This is a genomic window from Actinophytocola algeriensis, assembly GCF_014203735.1.
GTDB lineage: Bacteria > Actinomycetota > Actinomycetes > Mycobacteriales > Pseudonocardiaceae > Actinophytocola > Actinophytocola algeriensis.
This window is the reverse complement of the sequence record NZ_JACHJQ010000004.1, coordinates 263,843-281,727: the sequence shown is the minus strand read 5'-3', so window position 1 is coordinate 281,727 and position 17,885 is coordinate 263,843. Positions and strand designations below refer to the sequence as shown.

Sequence of the window (17,885 nt, the reverse complement as noted above, 5' to 3'; positions counted from 1 at the left end):
GCCTCGCAAGATTCGCCATTGGATTTCAACGTCTTTCAGCGAAGTTCAGCCAGTGGTGCGATGTTAGCGCCGAGCGCACTATAGTGCCACGGCATTTGACGCAGTGACAGCCCCTGCGACAGCAACTGTCAGGCCTCGAGTGGTAACTCCGTGATGAAGCATCAGCTTGTTCAGCGGGTTCTGACAATCTAAACTCATCTCAAGTGATGATACCCACAATCACTGAACTTTACTGAAGTATCACTCGAGACCACGCAGCTCCGGAGAGACGGGAGCCTGTGATGAAGCATGCGCGGCCAACATGAGCACCCCGTTCCCGGTACAGCGGACAGTCGTAGGGGTTGATGTCGAGGGGTCCACGGACCTGAACAACGTCCAGCGGGCGCGGATCCGCGCCGCGATGTACGACGTGCTCGAGAAGAGTCTGATCGCCAGCGGTATCACCGAGGAGCGCCGGGAGCCACTCCTCGACCGCGGCGACGGGGCCATCGTGTTCATCCAGCCCGTCGACGAGGTGCCCAAGCCGGTCCTGGTCAACACGTTCATCCCCGTGCTGCGGGACGAGCTGTACGCGCAGGAGTTCCGGCTGCGTGTCGCCATGCACTTCGGGGACGTGCACAACGACAGCCGGGGGCGGTTCGGCGAGGACATCGACCTCATGGTCCGGCTCCTCGACTGCCCCGAACTCAAGGCGCGGCTGAAGAAGAGCACCGCGCCGCTGATCCTCGGCGTGACCGAGCGGTTCTACCGGTCCGTGGTCAAGCACGGGTACGACGGCATCGAGGCCGAGACCTTCCTGCCGCTGCCCCGCCTGCGCATGGGCGGCCAGACCTACCGCAGCTGGGTGCAGGTCCCGCCGCAGAGCTGACACCCGTTCGCATCTTGACGGCCCTGTGACGCGCTTGTTAAATGCATCACAGGCTCGGAATCGGTTCCGGTACCGGTTCCGAGCCACCGTTTGATCCATCCCTGCACTCTTCTGGATCGAAACAGGTAGGCCTATGAAACGCATCCTCGCTGCCGCGACCACGGTGTTCGCGGCCGCGGCTCTCCTCACCATCCCGCAGGCCCAGGCCGCGCCGCTCGCCTGCGGGACCACCAACGTGGCGCAGGGCAAGACCGCCACCGCCTCCTCCACCGAGAACGCGGGCACACGGGCGAGCGCGGCCGTCGACGGCAACCCCGGCACCCGCTGGGCCAGTGCCTTCTCCGACCCGCAGTGGCTGCAGGTCGACCTCGGGTCGACCCAGCAGATCTGCCGGGTCGGCCTGAACTGGGAGGCGGCCTTCGGGCGCTCGTTCCAGATCCAGGTCTCCGGCACCGGCGCCAACCCCTGGACCACGATCTACTCGACGACGACCGGCACCGGTGGCAACCAGACGCTGGACGTCACCGGCACCGGCCGCTACCTGCGCGTCTACGGCACCACCCGCGCCACGCAGTACGGCTACTCGCTCTGGGAGCTGTCCGTGTTCACCGACGGCGGCGGCTCCGGCCCGGTGATCCCGCCGACCGACCCGCGCAACCCGAACCTCGGCCCCAACACGTTCGTCTTCGACCCCTCGACGCCGCAGTCGACGATCCAGTCCCGGCTGAACACGATCGCGGCCCAGATGCGGACCAACCAGTTCGGCACGCAGCGGTACGCGGTCCTGTTCAAGCCGGGCTCGTACAACGCCGACGTCGACCTCCGCTTCTACACGCAGGTCGCGGGTCTCGGGCTGCTGCCCGACCAGGTGAACCTGAACGGTCACGTGCGCGTCGAGGCCGACTGGCTCCAGCAGGGCGACAACCCGAACAACCTCGGCAACGCCACGCAGAACTTCTGGCGCGCCGCGGAGAACCTGTCGGTGACGCTCCCCGCCGGGCAGATCGAGCGCTGGGCTGTTTCCCAAGCGGCTCCCTATCGGCGCATGCACCTGCGCGGCCAGGTCCAGCTGTGGAACGGCGGTGACGGCTGGGCGTCCGGCGGCCTGATCGCCGACTCGCAGATTGACGGCGTCGCGGTTTCCGGTTCGCAGCAACAGTTCTTCACCCGCAACAGCGACCTGCGCGGTGGCTGGAACGGCTCGGTGTGGAACATGGTGTTCACCGGCACCAACGGCGCGCCCGCGCAGAACTTCCCCAACCCGTCGCACACGGTCGTCACCAACACGCCGAAGATCCGCGAGAAGCCGTTCCTGTACATCGACGGCAGCGGCGAGTACCGGGTGTTCGTCCCCGCGATCCGCGAGAACTCGCGCGGCACGTCGTGGGCGAGCGGCAACCCGGCAGGCTCGTCGATCTCCCTGGCGGACTTCTACGTCGTGCAGGCCGGCACCCCGGCCGCGACGATCAACGCCGCGCTGGCGCAGGGCAAGCACCTGCTGTTCACGCCGGGCATCCACCACCTGAACGACACGATCCGCGTCACCAACCCGAACACGGTCGTGCTGGGCCTCGGCCTCGCGACGCTCACCCCGGACACCGGTCTCCCGGCCATCACGGTGGCCGACGTGGACGGCGTGAAGCTCGCGGGCATGCTGATCGACGCCGGCCCGCAGAACTCGCCGGTGCTGGCGGAGATCGGCCCGTCCGGCTCGTCGGCGAGCCACGCGGCGAACCCGACGTCACTGCACGACGTGTTCTTCCGCGTCGGCGGCCAGCACGCTGGCAAGGCGACGGTGTCGTTGCGGATCAACAGCAAGGACGTGATCGGCGACCACATGTGGCTGTGGCGCGGCGACCACGGGACCGGCATCGGGTGGAACATCAACACCGCGCAGAACGGCCTGGTGGTCAACGGTGACAACGTGACGATGTACGGCCTGTTCGTCGAGCACTACCAGCAGTACAACACCATCTGGAACGGCGACAACGGCCGGACGTACTTCTACCAGAACGAGATGCCCTACGACCCGCCGAGCAACGCGGCGTGGGGTTCGAGTGGCGGCGGAGCCCAGGGCTGGGCGGCGTACAAGGTGGCGGACTCGGTGACGAACCACGAGGCGTGGGGCGTCGGGGCGTACTGCTTCTTCAACACCAACCCGGCGGTCGTCGCGAGCCGCGGCTTCGAGGTCCCGAACAAGCCGGGTGTGCGGTTCCACGGTCTGGTGACGGTGTCGCTGGGTGGCGTGGGCACGATCAACCGCGTCATCAACGACACGGGTGAGGTGGCGAACCAACCGCACCAGGTGAGCTACGTGACCAACTATCCGTGACCTTTCCCCTGCGACACCTGCAATATCTGAGCCTTGGGGCGGATCCTCGGGTCCGCCCCAAGGCTCAGCAGTGCCTCGACCGGGAGGGTGGCCGCGCCGACGGCCACCGCGTCCGGCCCGAGTTCACAAAGGACGATCGACGTCTGGTCGTACGCGTGGCGCAGTGCGTGGGCGGCCGTCGCGGTGCGGATCTCCGGCAGCAGCCGGGAACCCAGCGCCATGCCGGCCCACCCGCCGAGCACGATCCGCTCGGGGTTGAACAGGTTGACGAGGTTCGCGATGCCCGCGCCGAGGTAGCCGACGGTCTCCTCCACCAAGGCCGCGGCGATGTCGGACCGGTCCACCGCGTCGAGCAGGAAGTCCAGTTGGGACTGTTCGTCGTCGCGCGGGACCGCCTTGCCGCCACGGGCTTTCCGGAACCGGTCGAGGATGCCCTCGGCGCCGACGTAGGCCTCGAGGCAGCCGAGCGCGCCGCACCGGCAGAGCCTGCCGCCGTAGGAGAGCGTCGTGTGCCCCCACTCCCCGGCGCTGCTCGTCGCGCCGCGGTACGTGGTGCCGTCGGTGATCACCGTCGCGCCGATGCCGGACCCGATCAGCGCGATCACCGCGTGCCGGGCCCCACGCCCCGCGCCGAACCACATCTCGGCCTGACCCTGGGTCTTCGCACCGTTCTCGACGAAGACCGGTGCCGTGATTCCCTTGGCGTGCACCAGATCCGCGAGTGCGACACCGTCCCAGCCGATCGTCTGCGCGTGCACGCGCACGGTCGCGCCCTGCTCGACCGTCCCCGGCACCCCGATGCCGACCCCGAGCAGCGAGGACTCCGTCACGCCCGCCTCGGCGAGCAGCGTGCCGAAGCCCGCCGCGATGATCTCACCGACGATCGCGACATCCGGTTGCGGCGTCGCCAGCGGGTGGTCGACCGTCGCGAGGCGGGTCATCGACAGGTCGAACAGCTCCATGGTCACGCCGGTCTCGCCGACGTCGATCCCCACGACGTTGCCGAACGTCGGGTCCACGCGGAGCAGCACGCGGGGGCGGCCGCCGTCGGACTCGACCTGGCCCGCCTCGATCACGAGGCCGTCGTCGATCAGCTCGCCGACCACGTTGCTCACGGTCGCGGCGGACAGGCCGGTGCGGCCGCCCAGCTCGTGGCGCGAGAGCGGCCCCTCGAAGAAGAGCGTGGACAGCAGCGTCGACCGGTTGCGCCTGCGCAGGTCACGGACCGTCGCACGTCTCGGCTGCATGAGCACCGTCCTCTCCCGACCTGGTCGCGTCAGCCTAACGAGGCGGAACCATAGTTCATGCGCAGACTTTATTCGCATCTTTAAATAAGGCTAAGTTCGTTACCTGTCCGTTATTGACGTGACCTCGCTCACCCGGTTGACTCCCAGCCAACAGGCGGCGTGCACGCTCGCGTTCCCTTTCCCCGACAAAGGAGTCCGGTTCGATGCGACTCAGGCGAAAGGCCGTGGCCGTCGCCGCGGCGTTACTTCTCACCGCTTCACTGGCGGCCTGTGGCGATGGCCAGACGGGCAGCGGCGGCAACTCGGGCGGCGTGCTGAACATCGGCATGCCGAACGGACCGCAGACCGAGAACCACAACCCGTTCCTCCCGTCCAGCTCGAGCAACTCGCTCGGCTACCGGTGGGCGCTCTACGAGCCGCTCGTGATGACGAACCAGGTCAAGCCGGACGAGGAGGGCAAGCCCTGGCTCGCGACCGAGTGGACCTGGTCGGACAACTTCCGCAAGCTCGAGCTGACCATCCGGGACAACGCGACCTGGTCGGACGGCAAGCCGGTCACCGGCGCGGACATCGCCTACACGTTCACGCTGCTGAAGAGCACTCCCGCGCTGAACATCAACGCCATCCCGTACTCCGACGCCACGGCCGACGGGAACAAGGTGACGGTGACGTTCACGAGCTCCCAGTTCGTGAACCAGATGGACATCCTCACCCAGACCCCGATGGTGCCCGAGCACGTCTGGTCCAAGCTCGCCGACCCGGCCACCGACACCGTGAAGGACCCGGTCGGCTCCGGTCCGTACACGCTGAAGTCGTTCACGCCGCAGACCGTCACGCTGACCGTGCGGGACAAGGGCTACTGGCAGGACCTGCCGCAGGTCAAGGAACTGCGCTACACGTCGTACAACGACAACAACGCGCAGACCACCGCGCTCGCGAACGGCTCGTCCGAGTGGGCCTTCACGTTCATCTCGAACTACAAGGCGGTCTACGTCAACAAGGACCCGGAGCACCACAAGCTGTGGTTCCCGCCGGTGCTCGCCGCGCACGGCCTGTTCCTCAACACCGAGCTGAAGCCGTTCGACGACCCGGTGCTGCGCCGCGCGATGAACATGGTCATCAACCGCAACGACGTGTTCATGCAGGGCGAGGCCGGCTACTTCTACCCGGAGATCAAGAACATCACCGGCATCCCGACACCCGCGGGTGACTCGTTCCTCGCCGACGAGTACAAGGGCAAGGAGTTCGAAGTCGACGTCAAGGGCGCGAAGCAGCTGCTGACCGACAACGGCTACACCTACTCCGGCGACGCGCTGATGGACAAGACCGGCAAGCCGGTCAAGCTGACCATGTCGAACCCGGCCGGGTGGTCGGACTACATCACGACGCTCGAGATCCTGAAGGACAACTTCTCGGACCTCGGCATCGCGGCGACCGTCGACAAGGCCAACCAGGACACCTGGACCACCAACGTCGACACCGGCCAGTTCGAGGCCGCCATGCACTGGACCAACAACGGCGCCACCCCGTACGACCTGTACCAGTCCATTATGGACGGTGCGCTGTACAAGCCACAGGGCACGGCGGGCGTGAACGGCAACTGGGGCCGGTTCCGCAACGCGGAGGCGACCGAGGCGCTGCACCAGTACGCCAACGCGGCGGACGACACGGTCCGCAAGGAGGCGATGGACGAGCTGCAGAAGATCTACGTCGAGCAGGCGCCGGTGCTGATCACCGGCGCGGCCAACGCCGGTGGCGAGTACAGCACGAAGAACTGGGTCGGCTGGCCCGACGAGGACAACCAGTACGCGCCCGCCCAGCCGACGCAGCCCAACGCGCTCGACATCATCCTGCACCTGAAGCCGGCGTCGTAAGCGATACCGATGACGGCCTCCACAGCCCCAGGGTCAGCGCCCACCGCCCCCAGTGCCACCGACGTGGTGCTGGAGGCGGTGGGCCTCACCAAGCACTTCCCCATCCGCCGCCGCCTGCGGACGCTGTTCACGAAGCAGCGGGCGGTCCACGCCGTCGAACAGGTCGACCTCGTGCTCCGCAAGGGCCGCGTGACCGCGATGGTCGGCGAGTCCGGCTCCGGCAAGTCGACCGTGGCGCGGCTGCTGGCACAGCTGGTCAAGCAGACGGACGGGAAGATCCTGCTGCACGGCGACGTGGTGCACGCGACCGGCGGGCGCCGGTTCCGCGCGTACTGCAGGCGTGTGCAGATGGTCTTCCAGGACCCGTTCGCCTCGCTGAACCCGATCCACACCGTGCGCTACCACCTCACGCGCGCGCTGAAGATCCACCACAGCGAGGCGACCGCGGAGGAGCTGCTGACCCGGGTGTCGCTGACACCGCCGGAGCGGTTCCTGTCGAAGTTCCCGCACGAGCTGTCCGGCGGGCAGCGGCAACGCGTCGCGATCGCGCGGGCGCTCGCCGCGGGCCCGGAGGCGCTGCTGGCCGACGAGCCGGTGTCCATGTTGGACGTGTCGATCCGCCTCGGCGTGCTGAACCTGTTGCGGGACCTGCGGGACCGGCTCAACCTGGCGATCCTGTACATCACGCACGACATCGCCTCGGCGAGGTACTTCGCCGACGAGGTGCTGGTGATGTACGCGGGTCAGGTCGTGGAGGGCGGCGGCGGTGAGGCGGTGACACAGCACGCCGCGCACCCCTACACGCGGCTGCTGATCGCGTCGGCCCCGGATCCGGACCGCATCGCGGGCGCGGAGTCCGAGGTCGAGGAGGTCGGCGGCGGTGAGCCACCGAGCCTGATCGACCCGCCGTCGGGCTGCCGGTTCCACCCGCGCTGCCCGCACGCGATGGCCCGCTGCGAGACCGACGCCCCGCCGCGGCTGACCGTCGAGTCCAACGGTGACGGTCCGCACTGGGCCGCGTGCTGGCTCTACGACGCCAACACGGTGGAGGCGGCTCGATGAGGCGGCAGAACGATGCGATGAAGGGGTCCTTCATCACGCCGGGTACCACGAAGGGGTCCCTCATCACGCCAGGCGCCACGAAGGGGTCCCTCATCACGCCGGGGTCCGGGGAGGTGCGCTGATGGGGTACCTCCTCCGCCGGATCGGGTTCTACGCGTTCACCGCGTGGGCCGCGATCACGATCAACTTCTTTCTCCCCCGCCTCATCCCCGGTGACCCGGTCCAGGCGCTCATCGCCCGTTCGCGTGGGCAGCTCGACGCCAACGCGATCCAGTCGCTGTACATCCTCTTCGGGCTCGACACCGACACGGGCATCGTCGAGCAGTACTTCGACTACATCGGGCAGCTGTTCCGCGGCGACCTCGGTCTCTCGTTCACGTTCTTCCCCACCCCGGTGTCGGAGGTGCTGTCCGACTCGCTGCCGTGGACGCTCGGGCTCGTCGGGATCACGACCGTCATCAGCTTCCTGCTCGGCACGTTCATGGGTGTCCTCGCCGGCTGGTGGCGTGGCTCGTGGGCGGACATGCTGATGCCGGTGACGACGTTCCTGTCGTCCATCCCGTACTTCTGGCTCGGCCTGATCGCGATCACGCTGCTCGCCGACGCGGGCGGCGCGTTCCCCTCGTCCGGCGGTTACGACCCCGGCGTGGTGCCCAGCTGGGACATGGACTTCGTGTGGAGCGCGGTCTACCACAGCCTGCTGCCCGCGATCACGATCCTGATCTCGTCGATGAGCGGCTGGGTCCTGTCGATGCGCAACATGATGCTCACGGTGTCCTCCGAGGACTACATCACCGTCGCGCACGCGAAGGGCCTGTCCGAGCGCCGGGTGATGATCGGCTACGCGGCGCGGAACGCGTTGCTGCCGAACGTGTCCGGGTTCGCACTGTCGCTCGGCCTGATCGTCGGCGGCACGCTGCTCGTGGAGATCGTGTTCTCCTATCCCGGCGTCGGGTTCCAGCTGTTCCAGGCGGTCGGCGCGAAGGACTACCCGCTCGTGCAGGGCATCTTCCTGATCATCACGTTGTCGGTGCTGGTCGCGAACCTGTTCGCGGACCTCATCTACCTCCTGCTGGACCCGCGCACCAGGAAGGAGGGCTGAGCCGTGGCACTGCCCACCGCGGAGGTCATGACGGCCGTGCCCCCCGCCGCACCGACGCCGACCAGGAAGCGCAGGCGGCCGCGGTTCCTCGGGAACCGCAAGGCCAGGATCGGGATGGTCCTCTTCGGCTTCTTCGTCCTGCTGGCGATCTTCGGGCCGATGCTGGCCCCGTACGACCCGGGCGAGCGCGGCGACCAGCTGCTCGCCAGCCCCAACGGCGACCACTGGTTCGGCACCACGCACCTCGGCCAGGACCTGTTCAGCCAGATGCTCGACGGCTCCCGCAGCGTCATGCTCGTCGGGCTCATCGCCGGTGTGGTGGCCACGGTGCTCGGTGTCCTGATCGGCGTGACCTCCGGCTACCTGTCCGGCCTGGGTTCGGAGAGCCTTTCCGCCCTGTCCAACGTGTTCCTGGTGATCCCGGCGCTGCCGCTGATCCTCATCATCACGCTGTCCCTGCCGGACACCAACGACATGACGATCGCGCTGGTGATCGGCTGCACGTCGTGGGCGTGGGGCGCGCGCGTGCTGCGTGCGCAGACGTTGTCGCTGCGGCGCAGGGACTACGTCGAGGCGGCCCGCGCGACGGGTGAGTCGACCTGGCGGATCATCGGGTTCGAGATCCTGCCGAACCTGACCGCGGTGATCGCGGCGAGCTTCATCGGGACGGTGATCTTCGCGGTGCTGTCGGAGATCACGCTCGCGTTCATCGGCGTGCCCGGCGTGTCCGAGTGGAACTGGGGCGCGATCCTGTTCTGGGCGCAGAGCCAGCAGGCGCTGGCGCAGGGCGCGTGGTGGTGGTTCGTGCCGCCGGGGCTCGCGATCGCGCTGCTGGGCACCGGGCTGGCGCTGCTGAACTTCGGCATCGACGAGTACGTCAACCCCCGGCTGCGCAGCAGCGCGGGCACGAAGGTGCGCGGGGTCAAGATGCGGGTCGGCTTCACGCCGGTCCTCTCCGGGAAGGGGGACAGCACGTGAGCGATCCCGTTCTGGAGATCAGGAACCTCGACGTGAACTACGGCCTCGGCGACGAGGCCGTGCACGCGGTCCGGGACGTCAGCCTGACGCTCCACCGCGGCGAGGTCCTCGGCCTGGCAGGGGAAAGCGGCAGCGGCAAGTCCACGCTGGCCTACGGGATGCTGCGGCTGCTGCCGCCGCCGGGGGTGATCACCGGCGGGCAGGTGCTGTACCACCCGCGCGACGGCGAGCCCCTCGACCTGATGACGCTGTCGACCGCGAACCTCCGCCGGTTCCGCTGGTCGGAGATCTCGATCGTGTTCCAGGGCGCGATGAACTCGCTCAACCCGGTGCACACGATCGCGGCCCAGCTGTGCGACGTGATCGCCGCGCACGAGCCGAGGACCAGCAGGGCCGCACAACGCGCCCGCGCGAAGGACCTGCTGAAGCTGGTGGGCATCAACGCCGACCGGCTGAACAGCTACCCGCACCAGCTGTCGGGCGGCATGCGGCAGCGCGTGATGATCGCGATGGCGCTCGCGCTGGAGCCGCGCGTGGTGGTGATGGACGAGCCGACCACCGCGCTGGACGTGGTGATGCAGCGGCAGATCCTCGCCCAGCTGGTGGAGCTGCGGGAGCGGATCGGGTTCTCGGTCCTGTTCATCACGCACGACCTGTCGCTGCTCGTGGAGTTCTCGGACCGGATCGCGATCATGTACGGCGGCCGGATCGTGGAGTCCGCGCCGGCACAGGACCTCTACCGGGAGTCGCTGCACCCCTACAGCGACGGCCTGCTGCACTCGTTCCCGGCGTTGCGGGGGCCGCGCCGGGAGCTGACCGGCATCCCCGGCTCGCCGCCGGACCTGCGCGCGATGCCGTCGGGGTGCGCGTTCCATCCCCGCTGTCCCAAGGCGTTCGAGCCGTGCGCCGACCGGTCGCCGGTCCTGGCGGCACCACCCGGCACGTCATCGGCGACCGACAACCGGACCGTGGCCTGCTGGCTGCACGCGGTCGAGCGGGTCAACACCTGACCCGACGTCTCGAGTTACGGAGGATGGATCTCTTGGATACCACAGTTGCACCGGCGTCCGAGGCGGAGCTCATCGCGAGCCTGCCCTCGGACTTCCGGTGGGGGGTGGCGACCTCGGCCTACCAGATCGAAGGGGCGTACCAGGAGGACGGCCGCGGGGTGTCCATCTGGGACACCTACTGCCGGACGCCGGGCATGGTCGAGGGTGGCGAGAACGGCGACGTGGCGTGCGACCACTACCACCGCATGCCGCAGGACGTGGCGCTGATCAAGTCGCTCGGCGTCGACGTGTACCGGTTCTCCGTGGCCTGGCCGCGGATCCAGGCGGACGGCACCGGCCCGGCGAACGAGAAGGGCCTCGCGTTCTACGACCGGCTCGTCGACGAGCTGCTGCACGCGGGCGTCGACCCGTGGGTCACGCTGTACCACTGGGACCTGCCGCAGGCGTTGGAGGACAAGGGCGGCTGGCCGGAGCGGGACACGGCGTACCGGTTCGCGGACTACGCGATGCTGGTGTTCGACCGGCTGCGGGACCGCGTGCGCACGTGGACCACGCTCAACGAGCCGTGGTGCTCGGCGATGCTCGGCTACTACGAGGGCAGGCAGGCTCCCGGGCGGCAGAACTTCGCCGACGCGATGGACGCGGTGCACCACCTGCTGCTGGGCCACGGCCTTGCCGCACAACGGATGCGCGCCGCGGCGACGCAGCCGATCGAGCTGGGCATCACGCTGAACATGGGCACCGCCATGGCCGCCACGGAAAGCCTCGCCGACCAGGAGGCGGCGCGGCGGGCCGACGGTCTCGGCGCGCGGATCTACCTGGACCCGCTGCTGCGCGGCCAGTACCCGGGCGACATCATGGACGACCTGTCCGTGCGCGGCATCAAGATGCCCGTGGTCGACGGTGACCTCGCGATCATCAGCGAGCCGATCGACGTGCTCGGCGTGAACTACTACTCCAGCCACCGCTTCTCCGGGGTGGACGCGGCGGGCCGCACCGAGGACGAGGACGGCAACCCGATCTCGGTGAACGTGCCGCTCGGGCGTCCGGTGACGGCGATGGACTGGGAGATCGTGCCGGAGGGCTTCACCGAGCTGCTGGTGCGGCTGTCCCAGGAGTACCCGGGCACCGCGATGGTGATCACCGAGAACGGCGCCGCGTTCGACGACGAGGCGGACCAGTCCGGCTACGTCGCCGACCACGACCGCACCTCCTACCTGTCGTCGCACATCGCGGCGGTGGCGGCGGCACGGCAGCAGGGCGCGGACGTGCGCGGCTACTTCGCGTGGTCGCTCATGGACAACTTCGAGTGGTCCTACGGGTACGCGAAGCGGTTCGGGCTCGTGCACGTGGACTACGAGACACAGGTCCGCACACCCAAGCAGAGCGCGCTCTGGTACCGGGACACCGTCCGCCGCGCACGCGGGCACTGACGCGTGTCCTTCTGGCATGGCCAGCGCTGCGAAAGCGCCTTTCACGGCACCACCAGAAGACGAACCCACCCCGGCCACCGTAGGTGGCCACAGCACTGGTGTCCCGCGCCGGAAATGCGGTGATTGAGTCGGTGGATCCAGGTTTCTGCTGGCAAGGCGCCGGTTCGTCCTCGTACTGGATCGTACTTGGGCGGACCGGCAACGCCGCCAGCAGGAAGCTGGGCCGCCGAATCAGTTGCCTGATTTCCGGCGCGGGACACTAGCTCCGTCGGCGGCGGCCGGTCAGGTCGCCGCCGACGTGAAGGTTCTTTCATCGACAGCTCAGGAAGCACTCACCTGCGGCGCCCAGTCTTCATGGTGTGAGCACGGAACTGGAACTGCTGTCCGGACCGGACGCCGGTGACCTGCTGGCCGCGGTCCTCGGCCCGGCGGGCGGGCGCCCGCTGGACTGGACGGTGACGCAGGTCGACCACGACCACACGACGGTGTCGTACGCGGCCCGCGTCGAGTGGCCGGACGGGTCGGTCTCGCACGAGACGCTCGGCGCCGCCGGGGGCCCGGTGCCAGACGGTGTGACCCGGCTGACCGACGGGCGCACCGAGGTCGGCATGTGGCGCTTCCCGTTCGACCCCGACCTCCCCGGCCTCGCCGCCGCCTGCGACCCGGTCCGCATGGGACGGCTCGCGGCCCGGCTGGGTCTCGGCGGCACGCCGCGGCTCGAGGTGCGGACCTACCGGCCCCGGCGGCGCGCGGTGGTCTCCGTGACCACGTCCGTCGGCACCGTGTTCGTGAAGGTGTTGCGCCCGGACCGCGTCGAGCACGTGCACGACGTGCACCTCCGCGCGGCGGGCGCCCCCGTCCCCGCCCCGCTCGGCTGGACCCCGGACGGCCTGCTGGTCCTGTCCGCACTGCCCGGCCGCACCCTGCGTGCAGCACTGCTGGCGGGCGACACGGACGTGGTGGCCGACGACGTGGTCGCGGTCCTCGACGCCCTGCCGGCCCCGCTGGCCCGTGGGTCCGCCCGGCGCACCTGGGGCCAGAAAGCCGGCCACTACGCGGAAGTCGTGGCCGCGGTCGAACCCGCGCTGGCCCGCCGGGCGCGGGCGGTCGCCGCCGCGGTCGACCACCGCGAACCCGAGGGACCGCACGTGCCCGTGCACGGCGACTTCTACGAGGCGCAGCTCATGGTCGACGCCGGGCGGGTGACCGGGCTGCTGGACATCGACACCGCGGGTCGCGGTGAACGGCTGGACGACGCCGCGTGCCTGCTCGCGCACCTGGACGTGCTGGTGCAGATCCATCCCGGGCTGGCGCACCCGGGCACGGCGTTGCGGGCACGGTTCGAACGGGACCTGGACGCGGCGGCACTGGCGCGGCGGACGGCCGCGGTCGTGCTGTCGCTCGCCACCGGACCGCACCGGGTCGCGGACCCGGGGTGGCGGCGTGCGACGGGCGGGCGGATCGCGCTCGCCGAGCAGTGGCTGCACCAACAGTGAGAGAAGGAGAATCGGTATGAACATCAAGCGCACGTGGGTAGTGGTGGGCGCGACGATCGGAGTGGCGGGGTTCGCGGGTGCGGGCATCGCGATGGCCTCGGACGACGTGGAGCTGCGGGATCCGGGACATGCACCGGTGGTGCAGCTGACAGGTGACTCGGCGAACTCGCCCAACGCCCCCGGTGCCCCGGTGCACCAGGGCGGCAGCGCCGACTCGGCGGCGGACTCACCGGGTGCGGCCGGGTACCAGGGTCCTGGTGCCGGCGGCAGCGCCGACTCCGCGGCCGACTCCCCCGGCGAGGCGGTGGCCCCGCCGCCCGCACCCGCTCCGCCGCCCGCCCCGGCGAAGCAGGCACCCGCCCCGGCTCCCGCGCCCGCGAACGTGGCCTCCGCGGACAGCCCGGCCCCCGCGCCGGTGCAGCCGCGCGTCCACTCCGGGGACAGCGGGAACAGCGGCTCGAGCGCGGGCAGCGCGGGAAGCGCCGACTGACGCCCGAGCCGGTCAGTAAGGGAACAGCCGTGGGCGGGGGCCCTCATCCCCCGCCCACGGCGTCCTTGTGGTTATCAAGGGGTGAACGCCAAGTGTCTTTAATCACCCTTTAATGTGCACGGGGACGCGAGGAGTAGCGCATGGTTGCGGAGACCACGATCGACATCGTCCGGCCGAGACCGGTGCGACTGCGGCCGATCGGGTGGTGGCTGCTGGGGGTGAGCGTCACGCTCTCCGTGCTCAGCATGGCCATCCCCGCGCTGATCGACCACCCGCTCACCACGGAACGCGGTGAGGTGCGCGTCTACTTCGACGTCTTCTCCGAAGGCAACCTGCCCACCTGGTGGAGCGTGGGCCTGCTGGTGCTGACCGCGGTCACGCACGCCGTGACCGGTGCGCTCGCCCCGCGGTTCAAGTTCGCCTGGTTCATCTCCGCGGCCGTGCTGGCCGCGCTGTCACTCGACGACCACACCTCACTGCACGAACGCCTCGAGCGGATCGGCCAGTCCTGGGTGACCTTCGAGCGCTTCCCCGGCTACTGGCTCGTGCCGGGCATCTTCGCCGGCATCGCGGTCGCGGCCGCGCTCGGCCTGCTCGCCGTGAAGCTCCAGGGCGTGACCCGCTGGTGCATGATCGGCGGCCTCGCGCTCCTGCTCGGCTCCGCCATGGGCATGGAGCTGATCCAGGGCCTGCTGGTCGCCGAGGGCGAGAGCGGCCCGCTGTACGTGCTGGTGCTGCACGCCGAGGAACTGGGCGAGAACCTCGGCGTCCTGCTGATGCTGACCGCCGCGATCCGGTCCCTGGACATCACCAGGGACGCGACCGGCCGCCTGTCGGTCGGCTACCTCACAGGGCCCTGAAACCCCGCAGCCGCAAGCTGTTCGTCACCACGAACACCGAGCTGGCGGCCATCGTCAGGCCGGCGAGCATCGGGTTGAGCAACCCGGCGGCGGCCAGCGGGATCGCCGCCACGTTGTAGGCGAACGCCCAGAACAGGTTGCTCTTGATCACCGCGAGGGTGCGGCGGGACAGGCGGATGGCGTCCGCTGCGGCACGCAGGTCGCCGCGGACGAGCGTCAGGTCGCTCGCCTCGATCGCCACGTCCGTGCCCGTGCCCATCGCGAGTCCCAGGTCGGCCTGCGCGAGCGCGGCCGCGTCGTTGACGCCGTCACCGACCATCGCGACGACCCGGCCCTCGTCCTGCAGCCGCTTGACCACGTCGACCTTGTCGGCGGGCAGGACGCCCGCGATGACCTCGTCGACGCCGACCTCCGCCGCCACCGACCGCGCCACCGCCTCGTGGTCACCGGTCACCATGACCGGCGTGAGCCCCAGCGCCCGCAGCTGTGCCACCGCGGCCGCGCTGGTCGGCTTGACCGCGTCGGCGACGACCAGGAGGCCACGGGCCGCGCCGTCCCACGCGACCGTGACCGTGGTCTTCCCGTCGGCCTCGGCCTTCTCCTTCGCGTCGGCCAGGGCGTCCGGCAGGTCCGGCAGCCAGTCGCCGTCGACCACCCGGCCCGCGTCGACCACCCGGCCCGCGGCGACCTCGTGACCGTCGACCGTGCCCCGCACACCGAGCCCTTCGCGCGCCACGAACCCGGTCACCGGCGGCAACGCGCCGACCCGCTCCCGCGCGCCGTCCGCGACCGCCTTCGCGATCGGGTGCTCCGACGCGTCCTCGAGCGCACCCGCGTACCGCAGCAGCTCGTCCTCGGTGACGCCGTCGGCCGCGACCACGTCCACCAGCGTCATCTGCCCGGTCGTCACCGTGCCGGTCTTGTCCAGCACCACGGTGTCGACCCGGCGCGTCGACTCCAGGACCTCGGGGCCCTTGATGAGGATGCCCAGCTGCGCGCCCCGGCCGGTGCCGACCAGCAGCGCCGTCGGTGTCGCCAGGCCCAGCGCACAGGGGCACGCGATGATCAGCACCGCGACACCCGCGGTGAACGCCGCCGACGGGGTCGCGCCCGTGCCGAGCCAGAAGCCCAGCGTCCCGCCCGCGAGGACGATCACGGCGGGCACGAACCACGCCGACACCCGGTCGGCGAGCCGCTGGACCTGCGCCTTGCCGGTCTGCGCCTGCTCGACCAGCCGCGCCATCTGCGCGAGCTGGGTGTCCGCGCCGACCCGGGTGGCCCGCACGACGAGCCGCCCGCCGACGTTCACGGTCGCGCCGACCACGGCCGAGCCGGGCGACACCTCGGCGGGCACCGACTCGCCGGTCAGCATGCTCTCGTCCACGGCCGACGAACCGTCCTCGACGACGCCGTCCGTCGCGACCTTCTCCCCCGGCCGCACCACGAACCGGTCGCCGACCGCGAGCCCGTCGATCGGGATCCGGGTCTCCGAACCGTCCCGCAGGACCGCGACGTCCTTGACGCCCAACGACAACAGCGCACGCAGCGCGGACCCGGCGCGGCTCTTCGCGCGTGCCTCGAAGTACCGGCCGGCGAGGATGAACGTCGTGACACCCGCGGCGACCTCGAGGTAGATGTTGCCGGTCCCGCCGGTGCGCTCGATGGTGATGCGGAACGGGTGCTCCATGCCGGGAATGCCTGCCGTGCCGAGGAAAAGCGCGTACAGGGACCACCCGAACGCGGTCAGCGTGCCCATGGAGATCAGGGTGTCCATCGTCGCGGCGCCGTGGCGCGCGTTCAGCCACGCGGCGCGGTGGAACGGCAGCGCACCCCAGACGACGACCGGCGCGGTGAGCGTCAGCGCCGCCCACTGCCAGTACTCGAACTGGAAGGCCTGCACCATCGACATGACCACGACCGGGATCGTGAGCACGGCGCTCACCAGCAGCCGGGTGCGCAGCGAGCGGACCTCGGCGTCGTGCGGCTCCTCGTCCTCTTCCGCTGGCGGCGCGGGAAGGGCGGCCGTGTAGCCCATCTTCTCGACGGTGGCGATCAGGTCCGCCGTCGCCGCCGTGCCGTTGACCAGCGCCTTTTCGGTCGCGTAGTTGACGGAGGCCTCGACGCCGTCCATGCGGTTGAGCTTCTTCTCGATCCGGGCGGCGCACGACGCACACGTCATGCCGCCGATCACCAGCTCGACCTGGTCGGTGGCCATGTTCGCCTCCTAGTGCCCGTGTCCGCCCGCGACCGCGGTGAACTCGGCGGTGCGCACGACGTCGCCGTGCTTGAAGTCCAGGTACAGCCGGTACGTGCCCGCGGTCGGCACCTCGGCGTAGAACACGATGTTCGGTCCCGGCTTGGTGGTGCCGTCGCCGGGCTCGCCGTCCGGGTGCACGTGCAGGTAGGCGAGGTCGCCCTGCCGCAGTGCGATGAGGTGGCCGTACGCCGCGAGGTAGGGCTGCAGGTCGGTGACCGGCACACCGCCCTTGTCGACCGACAGCGTCAGTTTGCTGGTGGTGCCCGGCGTGAGCTTTCCGCTCAGCGTGACCCGGTACTCCCCGACGGCCGCCGTCAGCGCAGCGGGCGGCAGCGGGGTGGCCGTGTAGGCGCCGTCGACGGGAACGTCGATGCCGAGCGTGTGGCCCTCGTCCTCGCCTTCGCGCTGGAAGTCCGCGAACACGCGGACGTCACCGGCGGCGGGGAACGTGATCGGGACGCGCCAGGTGCCGTCGGCGGCCATCTCGGGGTGCACGTGCTGGAACCCGGACAGGTCGCGCCGCGCGACGACCAGGTGCATCAGCTTGTCGTGCGTCGGCTGGAAGTCGGTGACCGCGTGGCCCTCGTCGTCGAGGATGCGGAACGCGAAGTCGGCCGGGGTGCCCGCGACGAGGCCGTGCGTCAGCACGTCCAGCGTGACTCCGCCTTCACTGACCTGGAGCCCCTTGGGCGGCCCTGCGGCATCGTGGCTGTCCCCGTGCCCGCTCGTGGTCTCCCCCATGCCCTCGTGCTCCGCCGCCGCGACGGGTGCCGGTTCCGCGACGGGCCCGACGACGTTGCCGATCCCGTAGGCGGCGCCGAACACCGCCACCACGACCAGGACGAGGCCGCCGAGTTTCACCGCCGCGGTGTTCAC

The 17,885-nt window shown here is 69.9% G+C and carries 14 protein-coding genes; 11 read left to right on the top strand and 3 right to left on the bottom strand.

The features are described 5' to 3' along the window. Nucleotides 1-301 precede the first annotated feature (301 nt). Both FHR82_RS19160 and FHR82_RS19155 read left to right on the top strand, forming a co-directional pair. Nucleotides 302-868 (top strand): hypothetical protein, encoded by a 567-nt coding sequence (locus FHR82_RS19160; protein ID WP_184811828.1) that lies wholly within the window; start codon nucleotides 302-304, stop codon nucleotides 866-868. Nucleotides 869-1,001: 133 nt separating this feature from the next. Next, the gene (locus FHR82_RS19155; protein WP_184811827.1) at nucleotides 1,002-3,200 is read left to right on the top strand and encodes a discoidin domain-containing protein; all 2,199 of its coding nucleotides are present in this window, start codon (nucleotides 1,002-1,004) and stop codon (nucleotides 3,198-3,200) included. Here FHR82_RS19155 and FHR82_RS19150 read toward each other — a convergent pair. Beyond that, nucleotides 3,191-4,447: an ROK family transcriptional regulator gene (locus FHR82_RS19150; protein ID WP_184811826.1), complete on the bottom strand. Its 1,257-nt coding sequence runs from the start codon at nucleotides 4,445-4,447 to the stop codon at nucleotides 3,191-3,193. The two genes, FHR82_RS19155 and FHR82_RS19150, sit on opposite strands and share 10 nt — an antisense overlap. A 203-nt stretch (nucleotides 4,448-4,650) precedes the next feature. Between FHR82_RS19150 and FHR82_RS19145 the strand changes: the two genes are divergently transcribed. From FHR82_RS19145 to FHR82_RS19105, 9 genes are all read left to right on the top strand, one after another. Then, a complete protein-coding gene (locus FHR82_RS19145) occupies nucleotides 4,651-6,321 on the top strand; it encodes an ABC transporter substrate-binding protein (protein ID WP_184811825.1) in 1,671 nt (556 codons plus the stop codon). 9 nt (nucleotides 6,322-6,330) lie between these two features. Further along, on the top strand, nucleotides 6,331-7,383 hold the full coding sequence (locus FHR82_RS19140) for an ABC transporter ATP-binding protein (RefSeq protein ID WP_184811824.1): 1,053 nt from the start codon (nucleotides 6,331-6,333) through the stop codon (nucleotides 7,381-7,383). A 121-nt stretch (nucleotides 7,384-7,504) separates the two neighbouring features. After that, a complete protein-coding gene (locus FHR82_RS19135; RefSeq protein WP_184811823.1) occupies nucleotides 7,505-8,485 on the top strand; it encodes an ABC transporter permease in 981 nt (326 codons plus the stop codon). A gap of 3 nt (nucleotides 8,486-8,488) precedes the next feature. Further along, nucleotides 8,489-9,463 (top strand): ABC transporter permease, encoded by a 975-nt coding sequence (locus tag FHR82_RS19130; RefSeq protein WP_311771166.1) that lies wholly within the window; start codon nucleotides 8,489-8,491, stop codon nucleotides 9,461-9,463. Next, nucleotides 9,460-10,473: an ABC transporter ATP-binding protein gene (locus FHR82_RS19125; protein WP_184811822.1), complete on the top strand. Its 1,014-nt coding sequence runs from the start codon at nucleotides 9,460-9,462 to the stop codon at nucleotides 10,471-10,473. The genes FHR82_RS19130 and FHR82_RS19125 overlap by 4 nt, the downstream gene beginning before the upstream one ends. Nucleotides 10,474-10,496: 23 nt before the next feature. After that, nucleotides 10,497-11,906, top strand: a complete 1,410-nt coding sequence (locus tag FHR82_RS19120; RefSeq protein ID WP_184811821.1) for a GH1 family beta-glucosidase — start codon at nucleotides 10,497-10,499, stop codon at nucleotides 11,904-11,906. 359 nt (nucleotides 11,907-12,265) lie between these two features. Then, nucleotides 12,266-13,402 (top strand): phosphotransferase, encoded by a 1,137-nt coding sequence (locus FHR82_RS19115; protein ID WP_184811820.1) that lies wholly within the window; start codon nucleotides 12,266-12,268, stop codon nucleotides 13,400-13,402. A 16-nt stretch (nucleotides 13,403-13,418) separates the two neighbouring features. Then, nucleotides 13,419-13,892, top strand: a complete 474-nt coding sequence (locus FHR82_RS19110) for a hypothetical protein (RefSeq protein ID WP_184811819.1) — start codon at nucleotides 13,419-13,421, stop codon at nucleotides 13,890-13,892. A gap of 140 nt (nucleotides 13,893-14,032) precedes the next feature. After that, nucleotides 14,033-14,752: a DUF8692 domain-containing protein gene (locus FHR82_RS19105; protein WP_184811818.1), complete on the top strand. Its 720-nt coding sequence runs from the start codon at nucleotides 14,033-14,035 to the stop codon at nucleotides 14,750-14,752. On the opposite strand, the gene FHR82_RS19100 is transcribed toward FHR82_RS19105, so the two are convergent. Together FHR82_RS19100 and FHR82_RS19095 are read right to left on the bottom strand one after the other, a co-directional pair. Beyond that, the gene (locus tag FHR82_RS19100; protein WP_184811817.1) at nucleotides 14,739-16,967 is read right to left on the bottom strand and encodes a heavy metal translocating P-type ATPase; all 2,229 of its coding nucleotides are present in this window, start codon (nucleotides 16,965-16,967) and stop codon (nucleotides 14,739-14,741) included. The genes FHR82_RS19105 and FHR82_RS19100 overlap by 14 nt on opposite strands. A gap of 9 nt (nucleotides 16,968-16,976) precedes the next feature. Beyond that, on the bottom strand, nucleotides 16,977-17,885 hold the full coding sequence (locus FHR82_RS19095) for a DUF8832 domain-containing protein (protein WP_311771165.1): 909 nt from the start codon (nucleotides 17,883-17,885) through the stop codon (nucleotides 16,977-16,979).

Coding starts and splice junctions, on each gene's coding strand:
- FHR82_RS19120 (WP_184811821.1), top strand. CDS start 10,497: ATGGATCTCTTGGATACCACAGTTGCACCGGCGTCCGAGGCGGAGCTC.
- FHR82_RS19105 (WP_184811818.1), top strand. CDS start 14,033: ATGGTTGCGGAGACCACGATCGACATCGTCCGGCCGAGACCGGTGCGA.
- FHR82_RS19150 (WP_184811826.1), bottom strand. CDS start 4,447: ATGCAGCCGAGACGTGCGACGGTCCGTGACCTGCGCAGGCGCAACCGG.
- FHR82_RS19140 (WP_184811824.1), top strand. CDS start 6,331: ATGACGGCCTCCACAGCCCCAGGGTCAGCGCCCACCGCCCCCAGTGCC.
- FHR82_RS19135 (WP_184811823.1), top strand. CDS start 7,505: ATGGGGTACCTCCTCCGCCGGATCGGGTTCTACGCGTTCACCGCGTGG.
- FHR82_RS19160 (WP_184811828.1), top strand. CDS start 302: ATGAGCACCCCGTTCCCGGTACAGCGGACAGTCGTAGGGGTTGATGTC.
- FHR82_RS19155 (WP_184811827.1), top strand. CDS start 1,002: ATGAAACGCATCCTCGCTGCCGCGACCACGGTGTTCGCGGCCGCGGCT.
- FHR82_RS19100 (WP_184811817.1), bottom strand. CDS start 16,967: ATGGCCACCGACCAGGTCGAGCTGGTGATCGGCGGCATGACGTGTGCG.
- FHR82_RS19145 (WP_184811825.1), top strand. CDS start 4,651: ATGCGACTCAGGCGAAAGGCCGTGGCCGTCGCCGCGGCGTTACTTCTC.
- FHR82_RS19110 (WP_184811819.1), top strand. CDS start 13,419: ATGAACATCAAGCGCACGTGGGTAGTGGTGGGCGCGACGATCGGAGTG.